17 protein-coding genes are annotated in these 13,360 nt (G+C 63.4%); 13 read left to right on the top strand and 4 right to left on the bottom strand.

What is annotated here, in order from left to right; translation table 11 throughout:
• Positions 1–39: 39 nt before the first annotated feature.
• The 3 genes from ACFXN1_RS00730 to ACFXN1_RS00740 all read right to left on the bottom strand — a co-directional run bounded on the left by ACFXN1_RS00730 (position 40) and on the right by ACFXN1_RS00740 (position 2,074).
• Complete coding sequence (locus ACFXN1_RS00730; protein ID WP_379437277.1) at positions 40–555, bottom strand: YbaB/EbfC family nucleoid-associated protein; 516 nt, start codon at positions 553–555, stop codon at positions 40–42.
• A gap of 16 nt (positions 556–571) precedes the next feature.
• Positions 572–892, bottom strand: coding sequence for a hypothetical protein (locus ACFXN1_RS00735; protein WP_379437276.1), 321 nt, complete (start codon positions 890–892; stop codon positions 572–574).
• 81 nt (positions 893–973) lie between these two features.
• Entirely contained in the window at positions 974–2,074 is a 1,101-nt protein-coding gene (locus tag ACFXN1_RS00740; protein ID WP_379437275.1) for a hypothetical protein, read from the bottom strand.
• Positions 2,075–2,338: 264 nt separating this feature from the next.
• On the opposite strand from ACFXN1_RS00740, the gene ACFXN1_RS00745 reads away from it, so the two are divergent.
• The 6 genes from ACFXN1_RS00745 to ACFXN1_RS00770 all read left to right on the top strand — a co-directional run bounded on the left by ACFXN1_RS00745 (position 2,339) and on the right by ACFXN1_RS00770 (position 7,421).
• Entirely contained in the window at positions 2,339–3,484 is a 1,146-nt protein-coding gene (locus tag ACFXN1_RS00745) for a hypothetical protein (RefSeq protein ID WP_379463460.1), read from the top strand.
• A 126-nt stretch (positions 3,485–3,610) separates the two neighbouring features.
• On the top strand, positions 3,611–5,416 hold the full coding sequence (locus ACFXN1_RS00750) for a hypothetical protein (protein ID WP_379437273.1): 1,806 nt from the start codon (positions 3,611–3,613) through the stop codon (positions 5,414–5,416).
• On the top strand, positions 5,416–6,207 hold the full coding sequence (locus ACFXN1_RS00755; RefSeq protein WP_379437272.1) for an ESX secretion-associated protein EspG: 792 nt from the start codon (positions 5,416–5,418) through the stop codon (positions 6,205–6,207). Before ACFXN1_RS00750 ends, ACFXN1_RS00755 begins: the two co-directional genes overlap by 1 nt.
• Before the next feature lie 113 nt (positions 6,208–6,320).
• The gene (locus ACFXN1_RS00760; protein WP_379437271.1) at positions 6,321–6,686 is read left to right on the top strand and encodes a hypothetical protein; all 366 of its coding nucleotides are present in this window, start codon (positions 6,321–6,323) and stop codon (positions 6,684–6,686) included.
• A gap of 24 nt (positions 6,687–6,710) precedes the next feature.
• Positions 6,711–6,998, top strand: coding sequence for a YbaB/EbfC family nucleoid-associated protein (locus ACFXN1_RS00765; RefSeq protein WP_379381666.1), 288 nt, complete (start codon positions 6,711–6,713; stop codon positions 6,996–6,998).
• Positions 6,999–7,106: 108 nt separating this feature from the next.
• Positions 7,107–7,421, top strand: a complete 315-nt coding sequence (locus tag ACFXN1_RS00770; protein ID WP_379437270.1) for a hypothetical protein — start codon at positions 7,107–7,109, stop codon at positions 7,419–7,421.
• A gap of 103 nt (positions 7,422–7,524) precedes the next feature.
• On the opposite strand, the gene ACFXN1_RS00775 is transcribed toward ACFXN1_RS00770, so the two are convergent.
• Positions 7,525–7,758, bottom strand: coding sequence for a hypothetical protein (locus ACFXN1_RS00775; RefSeq protein WP_379437269.1), 234 nt, complete (start codon positions 7,756–7,758; stop codon positions 7,525–7,527).
• On the opposite strand from ACFXN1_RS00775, the gene ACFXN1_RS00780 reads away from it, so the two are divergent.
• The 7 genes from ACFXN1_RS00780 (at position 7,757) to eccB (ending at position 13,354) form a co-directional block, all read left to right on the top strand.
• Positions 7,757–8,752, top strand: coding sequence for a hypothetical protein (locus ACFXN1_RS00780; protein ID WP_379437268.1), 996 nt, complete (start codon positions 7,757–7,759; stop codon positions 8,750–8,752). The genes ACFXN1_RS00775 and ACFXN1_RS00780 overlap by 2 nt on opposite strands.
• Before the next feature lie 50 nt (positions 8,753–8,802).
• Complete coding sequence (locus tag ACFXN1_RS00785) at positions 8,803–9,117, top strand: PE family protein (protein WP_379381670.1); 315 nt, start codon at positions 8,803–8,805, stop codon at positions 9,115–9,117.
• An 18-nt stretch (positions 9,118–9,135) separates the two neighbouring features.
• A complete protein-coding gene (locus tag ACFXN1_RS00790) occupies positions 9,136–10,164 on the top strand; it encodes a PPE domain-containing protein (RefSeq protein ID WP_379437267.1) in 1,029 nt (342 codons plus the stop codon).
• The gene (locus ACFXN1_RS00795) at positions 10,161–10,949 is read left to right on the top strand and encodes an ESX secretion-associated protein EspG (protein WP_379437266.1); all 789 of its coding nucleotides are present in this window, start codon (positions 10,161–10,163) and stop codon (positions 10,947–10,949) included. Before ACFXN1_RS00790 ends, ACFXN1_RS00795 begins: the two co-directional genes overlap by 4 nt.
• 91 nt (positions 10,950–11,040) lie before the next feature.
• Positions 11,041–11,343 (top strand): WXG100 family type VII secretion target, encoded by a 303-nt coding sequence (locus ACFXN1_RS00800; protein ID WP_379437265.1) that lies wholly within the window; start codon positions 11,041–11,043, stop codon positions 11,341–11,343.
• A gap of 47 nt (positions 11,344–11,390) precedes the next feature.
• Positions 11,391–11,723, top strand: coding sequence for a hypothetical protein (locus ACFXN1_RS00805; RefSeq protein WP_379437264.1), 333 nt, complete (start codon positions 11,391–11,393; stop codon positions 11,721–11,723).
• Positions 11,724–11,842: 119 nt separating this feature from the next.
• Positions 11,843–13,354, top strand: coding sequence for a type VII secretion protein EccB (gene eccB, locus ACFXN1_RS00810; protein ID WP_379437262.1), 1,512 nt, complete (start codon positions 11,843–11,845; stop codon positions 13,352–13,354).
• Positions 13,355–13,360: the final 6 nt, after the last annotated feature.

Here is a 13,360-nt window from a genome sequence, read left to right on the forward strand (position 1 = left end):
CGGCAGAAAGTCTCCGCCCGCAGTCCACCCCGACACGTGTCACCACTCGGGAGCGGAAATGCTCGATCGATTGCGCGCTCGAGCGTCGTGCTCCCAGTCCTCGACATCGGTGAATTGCGGCGCCGATCCGTCCGGAGCATCGCGCTCGGGCGATCCGGGAGGCGCGGTCGAGACTTCGGGAGGGGTCGGGATCATCGCCTGGATATCGGGCATGGCGGGGAAGAACTCGGACATAGTGGGCATACGCTCTTGTTCGCGCTGCAAAGCCGTCATGATCTCCTGCGACTTCTGCCGCACCTGCGCCGCAGCCTCCTGGGTGGCGGTGGTCACTGCGGCCGCGATCTCGGAGAAGGGGAGATCGTCTACGTCATCGCTGAATTCGGTCTTGATCACCACCCCGTCGGCATTCACGGTGATGGTCACCCGGCGCCCACCTGCCTGCGCGGTCGCGGTCAGGCGAGCGCGTTCCTCCTGAGCCCGTGCGACCGACGCGAAGCCGCCCTGCACGATCTCGAGCAGCTCGGCCAGCCGTGATTTCTCCGCCTCGTTTGCCATACCCGGTCGATGCCGCTCAGTACTTGAAACCGTCGGCGTTGTTAGCTTCGGTGGTCTCCAGGGACGTAGCGCCATCCCTGAGACCAGTCGAATACTCGTGCAGCCGTTTTGCTTTGGATTTCAGGACATCCTCGAGATTGGCCGATCGTTTGATATAGCCACTGTCCCCATCGGCGAACGGTCTGCCGTATTCGTCGTCACCCCAGCATCCGTCATGGGCTTTCGAGGCGGCGTCGACAGCGGCCAGGATCGCATCGATCTGTGTGGATACGCCATCGAGCCCGTCTGCGGTCGAACGCATTCCGGCCACCTCGACCTTGACCTTGTCCGCAGTCATGCCAACCCCCGATGTACTGGTACCAACCAATGCTCTGATGATCATATACGGCTCGGGCGAGTGACCCGAAGGTGAAGGTGGTCAGTCGGACTGTGCTGCAATCGAACTCGCGATACCGGCGAGCACCAGTTGGTAATAGGCGTCATGTGTCTCGAATGCGTCATCGCCGAGCCCACGCATCAGTAGTGGCCGCGTCACCTGGTGGGTCTCGGCCGCCGATACCAGATTCGAAATGTCCACGTTGCCAGTGGTGCCGAGTGCTTGCGCGATCATCTCGGCGGTGATCTTGCTGGTCCAGATGCCGGGCAGAGCTATGCCGACGGCCGTCGGATCCGGTGATTCGCCTTGGTACCAGGTATTTCCGTCCCACCAATAGCAGAACGACAGCAAACCATTGGCCGCCCGCGGACTCAGGACTGGATCGGCTACCCAGTCGGGAGCCCCCCGATAGAGAAGCGGCATCGCGGCACCGTGGTTGTACACGGCATCCAATTCCGCAGCGTTCCACACTCCGCCGGATAAGACCGCCCGGCCTCCAGGCAGCCGGTGCAGCGTCGCACCGCTGCGTTTGGATCCCTCGAACCAGCCCACCGCCGCCGTGATTCGCGGTCCCCACCGAGAGTTCGCTGCCACGAATGCGGCGGAGATCGCGGCCCAACGGGCCCACATCAGTGGGAAGGGCGGTAAGGCTGCCGCTGTGGACATCGCCGTCACACCAGAAGCAAGGTCCGCTTGTGCCTGAGCAACAGCCATTTTCGGTGTCCGAACCTGCCGGCCTTGATGCCCGACGTAAGCGGCGAGCCACACCGGCAGGGTTCTGCGCGGATACGCCTGCAGATCCGCTTGATACGCGGCGGCGGGAAAGAGGTGATCATCGGGGAAAGGGTCGGAGCCATAGTCGTAGTCGACAGTCGCCTCGCCGGTGTTCTTCAGCGACACCAAGAATCGCCACCATGGCTCGTCGCCGACTCCCGCTGATCGATGACGATGCTCCCGCAACAGCTCGACCACCCGTGCCGAAGGCCGCGCGGGGACCGCCCGCTGATCGTCGGACAGAATGAGCTGCGCCGCTTCGTCGCTCACTGTGAACGCGAACGCCGCATCCAGCCGTTTCCAGGTCGGTGTGAGCAGCCGTGCCAGCTCAAAGGTGATCTCCGTCTCCAATTCGAGAAGCGGCCGCACCACCGTCTCCGGTTCCCCGGGGAGGCGTGGAAAACTCACGAGTGCTCCTCCCTGACCACGTGACGCCACACGCCGGAGAACACTAGGCGACCTCGGCCGGGTGTCGCATCCGGTAGTGAGCACAGCCACCGCCGACAAGTAGTCCAGGCGGTTTCACATGCGTTATCGTGCCGGGCAGAACACGATTGATCGGGGGCATCGATGGACCAGCCGCAACAGTCTTATCCGGCGTCGAATACATCGCTACCCGGGCTGCCGTTGGAAGTGACCGTCGTATCGGATGCCGAAACCACCCGACGCTTGAGCCGGGTCCTGGCCCTGGCGCGATTGCGCTCCCCATACACCTGGGGATTCGTACTTCTGCTTCCGCTGATTCTCATGTCCCGCCGCTTCATCGAGATCTTCATCGCGGCCAACTCGCCGGGCTGGAGCATCTCAGGGCTGTTCGTCTCGTACCTCGTTCTGCTGGCGGTTGCAGTCGTCATCGGCCTCGTGGCCACCGGCGTCCAGATGATCAAACGCAATGCGAGCATCGCGGCCTATACAGCCCCCGGCACCCCGATATCGGCCCGCTTCCACCAGGATTCGCTGGAACTGTTCCTGGCCACCGGCACCACCTCCATCCCCTACGACAAGGTCAAGGACCTGATCACGATCGGCGGCGGAGTCTTCCTGCGCGAACAAGGCTCCCGCGGCGTGGCCCTCCCGCGCAATCTCTTCCCCGACACGGCGCTCGAAGTAATGGGGCGGCGGCTTTCCGGCCATGTTGCAGAAGGATCGACAGGCCGGATGGGGATAGAACCGGCTCGAACGCCCGCCACCCCAGAGTCGGAGCCGAGTGCTAACAGCAACCGCAAACTCATGTTGGTGGCGGCAGTAGGAGGCGTGGCCGTCGTATCGGCCATTGCAGCGGTGGCAGTGAGTCAACGGAATTCCGGCACCAGCGTGGACGATCAGGCCACACAGGTTTCTGCGACATCCGTACCGACGTCCCCGGTCGAGCTGCCCAACCCGTGTGTACTCCCCGTGGACCAGCTGCAGCGATTCGGATTCACGCGTCAGACTCTCAATGAGGATGATCGGACACAACGACGCTGCGATTGGAACACCGACCGTTCTCCTAATAGGCAATACGACTCCGCCCGGTTGTTCCTCAGGACGAAACGCATGGCCGACCACTCGTCACCGCGGCCCGTTCGTGTCGGGGACACGATCGACGGCCAAGAATTCGTTGAGGTCGACGATCCCGGTGCCAACCACTACGTGATGTGTTACGTGGTGTGGCCCACGTCGTACGGCTTCGCTCGATCGGAGCTGCACGGCTATAGCGTCAATGGTGTGGACTCCGGCCAACTCTGCAGGGACGCGGAGGAGTTGGCGAACGTGCTGGCGGAGCACCTGCCGCGTTGAGTTAGCCGATCGTCGGCGACGAGCTGACGGTGGCGAACCCTGAAGATGCTAGGCAAGATAAGGTCGCCTTGGGCTGGAGCGCCTGCGGCGCTTCCGATGTAGGTCATAGGTGGGGGAGGATCCCGGATGGTCGACAGCAGCAAAGTGGACTTCGACCCGAAGGTGGCGTCGACGGCAATCAGTGCCTGCAGCACACTGATCGAGCACCTGCTCACGGTCCAATCCTTCCTGGGATCGCGAAATGTCGAGAGTTTCGCCGGTCCGCCTGAGGAATTCAACTCGGGAGAGTCGTGGGCGGAGGGATTCCGGAAGCTCGACACCGACCTGGGTGGGGCGCTCAATGGGCACATCGCCGCTGTCAAGGACCTGTCGGAAAAGTTCAAGGCAGCGATTAAGGAATTCAAGAACGCCGAAGACGAGTCGATCGCCGGGTTCCTGAATCAGAAGATGCCTGACAAGCTGACGAACCCGGCCGGTCTGGGGCCTGACTACTCCAAGGTCAGTAGTAAGGTTCCGACACCGAAACCGGTTGAGAAATATACTCAAAACGGCAGGAATAGGTCGCGGACCCATGCGTATACGTACACGGACTTTGACCTGAAGGGTGATCGAGTTGCATGGCCCGAGAATCCATACGTCAAGGATTGGGACCCTCTGCGTGCGCTCGGGGAGAGTATTCATGGTGTTCCTGGTCGCCTCGCCGCCGATTGGGGTTGGATGAAGGATGAGCTCAACAAGGCTGTAACAAATTTCAAGACGGATACCAACGAGGGGCATTTTCGAAACTCGTGGACAAGCGGATCCGGGCCCATTGCTTTGGCTGCGGTGGAGACTACGCGGACAGCGATAACTGACCTGACATCCAAGATGGGTGATGTGGAGGACCGGCTTTACAAGGCTGAAGGGTGGCTGAAAGCTACGGCCGACCGCATGCCGAAAGGTCCGGCGCCCGTCGTATCTGCTCCCACGCCTTCAAAGAACACGAATGGCGGCAAGAGCACGACGACACGTTTTACTGCTACGGATGGCAACAAAACGTACGCTGCAGCCACTGCGAAAGACTGTATGGAGATGGTTCTCAGCAAGTATCGGGAAGATTGCGAAGCCTACTACGTCGCTGGAATCATGGAATACAACACCTCGCTCGTAGCGATTCCTCAGCCCGAGGTCCCGAAGGTCGATGTGCCGCCTGTTCCGCAACCGGAACAGCCGAAGAAGGATCAGCCCGCGGATACACCGCAGATCAGCCCATCCGGTAATCCGACAGGCGGAAACCCCTCGACTCCAACTGTTCCCACGGATACGCCGACCACGCCCACCGACACCCCTCAGACCCCGCAAACGCCGACTACGCAGAATCCGACGAACACCAATACGGATACGACGCTTTCCACGATCACCTCAGCCTTGACGACGCTGGCCCAGGATGGTGCTCAAATGGTGGAATCGCTTGCGTCGCAGGGGTCTAGCTTGATCCAGTCCCTGATGTCTGCGCAGACCACTCAAAAGGCCACGGATACCTCCGCGCAGCAGTTGGAACAGCAACTTGCTTCCCTGCTGACGCCTACGACTCCCGCGGATCCGAGTTCGCCAGGCGGGACTCCCGGTGGTACGCCGACCGGCGGCAGCCCGACTACCACTCCAAAGGTCGATACCCCGAAGAACCAACTCTTTCCGCGTGCCGCCGTGACCACCGATGAGAAGACCGAGACGGTGACCGCCTCGCGCGCGGGTTTGGCCACCGGAAGCACCACGAGCACCGGTACATCGTCGGGTTCCGGTATGGCCGGAAGCCCCATGGGTGCCGCGGGTGCTGCGGGTCAAGGTGGTGGCAAGGAGCACAAGCGGCCCGACTACCTCAAGTCCGGTGAGAATCTCGAGGGTGTCTTCGAGGCTGTTCCGGAAGCGGTCACCCCGGTGGCGGAGAAGTGATGGCGGCCTTGCGGTTGGAGGATCTCGAGTTCGTGGTTCTTTGGGAGCAAGCCGCTGGCGAAGCTATGCCTGCTCCGTTTCTCTACACCAGTCGAACCCCGATGTACTACGACTACCTTCGCGAGAAGCGACAGGTCTATGAACGTCTGCAGGACAGATGGACCAGGCAGCTGGATCTGCTGTCCGACGCAATCGCTGAACCGGATATCAGAATCACTGTCAATGGTTTTGACGGTGATAACCCGACCCGTGCAGATGGCCGGGTTCGGATAGTTGCGTTACGTCGAGGTTCCCACGGATTCGTGATCGAGCAGTTGCCGGGCGAAACCTATCTGCACAGCGGTGGATTCGCGGTCACCGAGTGTGATCCGGTGGCTCTGGCAGAGTTGGTCGTCGCAGCCCTGCCGCAAGTACCAGCCGGTCGCCAGTCGGATATCACCCTGCCGATGCCGGGCGAGCCAGACAGCGGCTACGACCATGAGCACAGTCGCTCGATCATCGACGATATTCTCGAGGATCCGGTCAGCCAGCGGGCGAAACGCTTTTTGACCGCGTCGATGGCTTGCATGGGGACCGTCGAAGTGGTTCAGGGCTCCTCGAAGTTCGGTCCGCGTGGCGTAACCGCTCGGCAATTGGACTGGCGGGACGTCAAGGACGACGGTCGATATGTAATCGGCGGTGACGAACTGCCGTTCATCGCGGTGCCAGCGGATTCCAAGCGATTGGTGACGGCGATCAACAGCCGAGTGGCCGCCGTGGTGCAGGCTATCCGGGAAGAACGCGGGCAGTGAGCTTTCGAACGCCGAGCGTGCAACCTTGGCCCGATGATCCTTGGGAATCTCAGTGGCAGAGGGTCAATGTCTTATGGTACTCATACGCGTAGCTAACTGGGAGGGAGTTCGGCATGACTGAGTCGGGGGCGGTCAGTTCTGGTGCTGGTGAGGGGGATTGGGCCTCGCTGGTGGTTGCCAACACGTCGGGCTCGATTCGGGTGCGGGCGACCAACCAGGGGCTGCCGCTGGCGGTGAAGGTGGAATCGCCTGAGCTGCATCGGGATCCGGAGCAGCTCGCTGGGGAGATCTTGCGGCTGTGTCAGAAGGCTGCCAACCGAGCCGGCCTCGCGCTGCGGAAGCAGTTGGAGGAGGCCGGGCTTGGTGCTGAGGGCCTTGCTCGGACCGGGCTGCCCACCGAAGCCGACGTAGCTCGACAGGAGATTGTCGAGGAGCAGGACTACGATACTGAGCCGCAGAGTTGGCTCAGGACGGTGTGAGAGGGGGCGCGCGTGGTTTCGTCTATGGATGAGCTGCAGGAGCAAGTTCGGCGGCAGCTGTATCGGTTTCAGGATTTGGCTGATCAGATGGCTGCGGTTCGGGGGCGGGAGACTTCCGAGGACGGGGCCGTGACGGCCGAGGTCGACGGGAACGGGGCGCTCAAGGATCTGCGGTTCACCAGCGCTGTTTCGCGGATGACGCCGGCCGAGTTCGAGCAGGCTGTGGTGTCGACTGCGGCGCAGGCGGCGCGGAAGGCGTTCGAGCGGCGGGCCGAGGTCGTCGACCGGTTCAACGAGGAGATGGCCGGCTAGGCCGGTTTGTTTACAGAACTTTGAGCCAGAGTTTGCATCTTGCGGTCTGGCACAAGAATTTTCGCACTTGTAGTCTGAGCACGATCATAGGTAGTGGGAGGGACACTCATGGCCGATCATGTGGCGGCGGAATTCGCGCCCATCTTGGCGTACGGCACTCAGAAGGCGGGCATCGCTGCGCAGGTCGCGGGGGCAGCCGGAGCTGATGTGGCTACCGCGCTCGCGCAGGCGGTGCCGGTGTTCGGGCTGATCGGGCAGGAGTTCCTGGCGGCGTTCGCTGTCGCGCAGGGTAATTACCTGTTGTCCTCCGCGGAGATCGCGGCGGTCCACGCGGACACCGCGACCACGGCGTACGCGGCTGTCGGGGCCTACGGCGCCAACGAAGTGACCTCGGCGGCGAGCTTCCTATCGACGGTGCTGTGACCAACCCGTCGAATCCGACCGTGCTGGACGAGCTCCGCAGCAGTCCGATCGGTCAGTACCTCGATACTCCGGTCACGGATGTATTGAGCAATCTGGGATTGCCTCAGCTGCCACAACTTTCGTCGATCAGCCTGCCGGATCTGTCGGGGATACAGATGCCCACGCTGCCGACGATCGACGTGACGAGTCTGATCCAGCCGGTCGTCAGTTTGCTGCAGTCGTTCGGGACGGGGAGCCTGAGCAACAGCAGTTTCAATCCGGCGACCATTCTGACCTCGCTGATCAGTGCGCTGACTTCCGCTGTGTCGCAAAGCAAGTCGGCGACGAGCACGGTCATGAACACCTGGACCGGCGATGCCGCTCATGCCGCGGAGGATAAGAGTAAGACGGTCGAGGCCAACAGTGTCGAGGTGGCCGCGCAGGGGGCTCAGCAGCACGGGATTCTGCTGAGCGCCGAGGCCATCGTCGCCGAGGGCTATGCCGAAATCAGCGCTGTCATCGCGAAATTCGTCGCGGAGGTGACCGCGGGCATCGCGATGCTGGCGACTCCCGCCGGCATCCCGTGGTTGATCGCGACCGCGACCGACGCGATCACTGAAGGCACGGCCATCGCGGCCAAGACCAGCGCCGAGCTGGCGGGCAGCACCGCCGAGATCACCGCGGCCGGAACGAAGATCATGATCGCGGGCGCGCCGATCGCATCCAATATCGCGGATCTGGTGAACATGGTGGGCACCGCGCTGCAGCCCATGGCCAGCGCCGCGCCGACGGTCGCGGAAAAGCTGGTCGAGAAGGGTGCTTCGGCCGTCTCCACCGGCGTCAGCGACATCAGTTCGGCTCTGAGCAACAGCAATACCAACACGAACACAAACACCAATACGAACACCAAGACCAACACGCCCACGAACACCACCACCAAGACCGACGACGCCGCGAAGACCGACAGCCCGGACACCACCAAGACCGACGGTGGCGGCGGCAGTCCGCTCAGCACCCTGTTCGGCGGCGTGCCCACCACCACGACACCGACGAACACGCCGAGCACCAGCCGGATTCCGACGGGTGAGGTCACCTCCGGCGGCGGAGTTCCCAAGACCACCACCGAGGCGACCGGCCGCACCACCGCCACCACCTCGCCGGGGATGGCCTCGGGCGCTGGTGCCGCGGGTCGGGCCGGCGCCGCCGATGAAGAGTCCACCTCGGACCGCTCGGGCCTGGTCACCGGCGCGCACGGCGACGAGGTCGTCGGTGTCATCGAGGGTGTGGTGCTGCCGGTGGTCGGCGCCATCGAGGCCATCGAAGAGCCGCCGGACAAGGCGCTCACACTCTGAGATCACTGTGATGTAGGTACCGAATTGCCAGGGGTAACAGGAGGATTGGCATGAGCACCAACGCATTCGACGGTCTGCGCTTCGACGCCTCGACCGCGCGCGATGCCGCGGCCCAGCTGGACGCGCTCGCCGACCGTATCGCCAACGGACTGGGCGTCGAGCAGGTCAAGCTCGACTTCGCGCCCGCCGGAGCGGACGAGGTGTCACAGCGCGCCGCGCAGACGCTCAACGCCGTGGCCGCGTCCTTCGTGGCCTCCGGCGGCGACGGTGTCACCGAACTGCGCAATCTCGCTTCGACGCTGCGTAGTCAGTTCGACACCTTCGGGCAGGTCGAGGAGCAGTCCGTCCTCGGCTTCGCCGGCTGAGCAGAGAGACCTTCCCCGATGCTGGAACCGACGAAACCCGGCTTCACCGAGACGGTTTGGGAATCCCGGCCGCCCGAACAGCTGGCGCGCGACCTGGTGACGGGTGCCGGTGCGGTACCCGCCGCCGAGGCCGGTCTCGCGTGGACGCGATTGAGCGCGGGTTTCGCGGCTGCCGCCGTCGAATACGAGCGGATTCTCGTAATCCTCGACAGCGCTTGGGAATCCAAGAACAGCGGGCCGTTCATCGAACGCATCAAGGCGTTGCGGGACTGGCTCGGTGCGTCCGCGGCGGCCGCCGCCGGTAACGCCACACAGGCGGAATCACACGCTGCCGCATATGAACTCGCGAAGCTGACCATGCCCGACGTCGACGAGGTCGAGAAGCTCAAAGACCTCCAGCAACTGATGCAGCAGCTCGGTATGGCCGCCGGCCTGCCGCTGCTGGGCGGACTGGCGATGACCGAGACCGACGCCGAGAAGGCGAAAGCCGAAGCAGCCCGGGTGATGCGGACGTACGAGGCCGCCACCGAATCGCTGGCCAAACCTTGGGAGCACCAAGCGCCGCCGCAGGTGACCGCAGGGCTGGCGCCTACAGAGCAACCGGCCCAACCTGTTGAAACCCCGGAAACGCCTTCGGTCGCGCCGACATCGCTGCCGACCCTGTCCCTCGACTCGCTCAACCTGCCGCCGATGCCGCTGACCCAGGTGCGCGCGACAACGGTCGAAGCCAAGGAAACGACGACGCAACGTGTTGTGACACAGCCGGTTACGGTTCAGCAGACCGGCACGTCGATGGCACCCACCGCCATGGGCAGTGCGGGGCAGGACAACGACGAAGAGCACATCCCGCGCGCCGGACTCGTGGGTGCGCCCACCGGCGACGCCGAACTGGGCCTCACCTCCGGCATGCAGGTCGCGCCCGCCGTGCTCGGCGGAATAGAACCGTCCGCGCAGCGCGCCCCGGTCGACATCGCGTTCAACGCGGGTAGTACTGGATCTGAAAGTGCCTCCGGCGCAAAAGAGTCCGGTCAAGAGGCGGCTTCATGACAACCCTCACCAACGACGGTGTGATCGCACTCGCTGGACACCTAGGTGTGCAGACCCTACCCCTGGTGCTATCGATCGGCCCGCAGCAGGATTGCTACCAGGAATGGGAACAGGCGCAGGAGCTAGCCCGCGCCGACCTACGCGCCCGCCGCATAGTCGACGCCCACGGTGATGTCGATACCGATACCGCCACAGCGCTTTTCGTACTGGCTCAGCCCGACCGTGAACTGGCCATGCGTGTCCACACCGCCGATGGCCCCATCCGAGTCTGCGTCACCCGCCGCGCCGAAGACCATGCCGTCGCCATCCGCCGCGGTGACACCCTCGACATCCACCCCCTGTGGTCCGACGGCTCCGGCGCCTCCCTCGCCCGCCCCCTCCTCGACGCACTCGGCTCCTGCCCGCCCGCCGATCTCGCCGCCTTCAGCGCCGAGTCCGCCGACTTGGCCGAACGCCTCGACACCGCAACAACTTCCGCGGACTACGCGAGCACCGTCTACAACCTCGGCGTCCCCGACACCGACGCCACCACCTACGGCCTCGCCCTGTCCGCCACCCACGCCTACGCCGAAATCGTGGCCTACGCCTACGCCGACGGCCTCACCGACCGATCGCCCGGAGCCGTCGCTGTCTACGACACCGCACGGGGCCGCATCGTGGCCGCACCGGGGGTCGCCCCGGACCAGCAACTCTGGTCCACGCTGACACCGGGCAGTGATCACCGTATCGCGCAGTCGATCTCGACTTTGATCGACTCGCTGCCTGGGGGGAGGTGGCTGTCGTGAGTCACCTGTGACCCACCTACAGCTGATCAACCCGAACCGGTGATGCGCAACGCATCGCCTATCCATCCCAAGAAAAGGCAAGGTACAGACGATGGTTGCAAATGAAGCGGAGCTCGCGAAGGCGGCGCAGAGCCACATGGCCGACGTGGTCGCGTCGATCAAGGACGTTCTGAAGAAGATCACCGACACGGTCGACAACTCCAAGAGCGGGTTTGCGGGCGACGCGGCCAACTCCTTCCAGTCGGCCGCGCAGGCTTGGGACAGCGAATCCCAGGCCCTGAACCGGGCCCTGGACCACTTCCAGGAGAAGGTCGGCGCTGGTACCGACGTGTTCTCCAACGTGGACATCTCCAACCAGGACGAGTTCTCGAAGGCCCTCACCAACCTCGGGTAATAGGGCCGACGCCCACTACGAACTCTCGATACTGCAAAGGAACGCTCATGCTTTACGACAAGACTCAGATGACCCAACTCGTGGATACGCTTCGGCAGTACCACCGCGACCTGGTCGCGGTTGCCGGTGACGGTACGAGTGCGAACGACACCAGCAGCGACTTCGGCCAGGCTTACCAGAAGCTGAAGCAGGCGTGGTCGGACCCGAACAGCGGTGCCGAGAACGGCGCTCTGGAATTCGTCAACCAGGCGAAGACCGAATGGGATTCCGCTTACGCCGACAAGTGCCTCTCGACGCTGGACGCTGTTGCCACCGCGGTCGAGAACGCGCTGCACAACGCCCTCGCCGCGGACAGCAAGGTCGGCCAGTCCTTCGCCTAGCGAGGACATCGATGCGGCTCACGACAGCGCACTCCGTCTGTAGGAGGGGTGCGCTGTCGTCGGCTTGCGCCCAGTAATCTACGTGTCCGTAGTTCCCGGTTCGACGAAGGATTTGGTCAGTGCCAGCCCAATTGAGCACCCGTGCCCAGGTCAACGGGTACCGCTTCCTGCTGCGCCGACTCGATCACGCGTTGGTACGCCGTGATGTGCGGATGCTGCACGATCCGATGCGGTCGCAGTTCCGATCGCTGATGGTCGGCGCGGTTCTCGCGGTGCTCGTGGTCGCTGGTGCGGCGATCATGGCGTTCATTCGTCCCCAGGGCTCCATCGGCGATGCGAACATCGTGATGGGCAAGGACAGCGGCGCACTCTATGTTGTACTGCGCGACAAAGACGACAAGAACAAGATGACGCTGTATCCGACGTTGAATCTCGCGTCGGCGCGGTTGATTTCGGGAACCAGTGAAACCCCGAAATCGGTCAAGGACAGCAAGCTCAACACGGCTCCGCGTGGCCCGATCCTCGGAATTCCAGGTGTGCCCGCAGCCTTGCCGGGCACCGGACAGGGGGAAAGGTCCCAGTGGACGCTGTGTGACAAGGTGCCGCTATCGGCGTCTGGCGGAGCAGCCTCCTCATCCGGTGCTGAGACCACGGTCATCTCTGGAAGCCTGGAACTCAGCGATCGCGTCAAGGCCGCCGACACGGGCTCTGCTATCTGGGCCAGCAAGGGCGGCAAGGACTATCTGATCTACGACGGTAAGGTCGCGGAGTTCGATCGAACCAAGGACTCGATCACGCAAGCACTCGGCCTCAGCGGCAAGCGGCCGCGGCCCGCGACGACCGATCTGATCGGCGCGGCAGTCAAAGTAGCTCCTCTTGTTCCGCCGGCCATCCCGCGCACCGGTGAGAACGGTCTGGGCAAGCTGAGCAGTGTGCCGGTTGGCGGCATTATCAAGGTCGCGGCTCTGGATGGTTCCGATCGATCCGACCTGTATGTTGTGCTGGCGGACGGTGTGCAGCGCATCTCCACATTCACCGCGCAGGTCATCGGCTCCGACAATTCGCAGGGTATGAACGGTTTCAAGTCCGTGACACCCGACGTGATCAGTGGGATCCCGGTGGTTCATTCGCTGCCGGTCGACGACTTCCCGAACTCCACGCCGAAGATCGTTACCGCGGAAGATAACCCGGTGGCCTGCGTCACCTGGGCCAAGAAGAGCGGGCTCGGCAGGGAACAGGCGGATGCCACCGAGGGGCCTTCGGACCGAGCTACGGTTCAACTGTTGCTCGGCACCCGTCTTCCGCTACCCGATTCGCAGAAGCCGGTCGACTTGGCCACCAAGGACGGTGCCAATGGCGATCGTGTCGATGCCGTCTACGTGCCGCCGACCACCGGTGAGTTCGTCCGCACCACGGGCATCGAACCCGGCACTCAGCGGCGCGAGAATCTGTTCTACATAGCCGACAACGGGATCCGCTACGGCATACCGGATCTCGCGACGGCGCAAATTCTCGGGCTGGGTTCCACACCGCATCTGGCACCCTGGGAAATCGTCGGTCAACTGGTCCCCGGTCCCACGCTGTCCAAGCAGGACGCGCTGAAGAACTGGGATACGCTGCCGACCCAGTAGCGATCG

Origin of the sequence: Nocardia sp. NPDC059154 (genome assembly GCF_042755705.1) — a bacterium.
In the GTDB taxonomy this organism is placed as follows: Bacteria; Actinomycetota; Actinomycetes; order Mycobacteriales; family Mycobacteriaceae; genus Nocardia.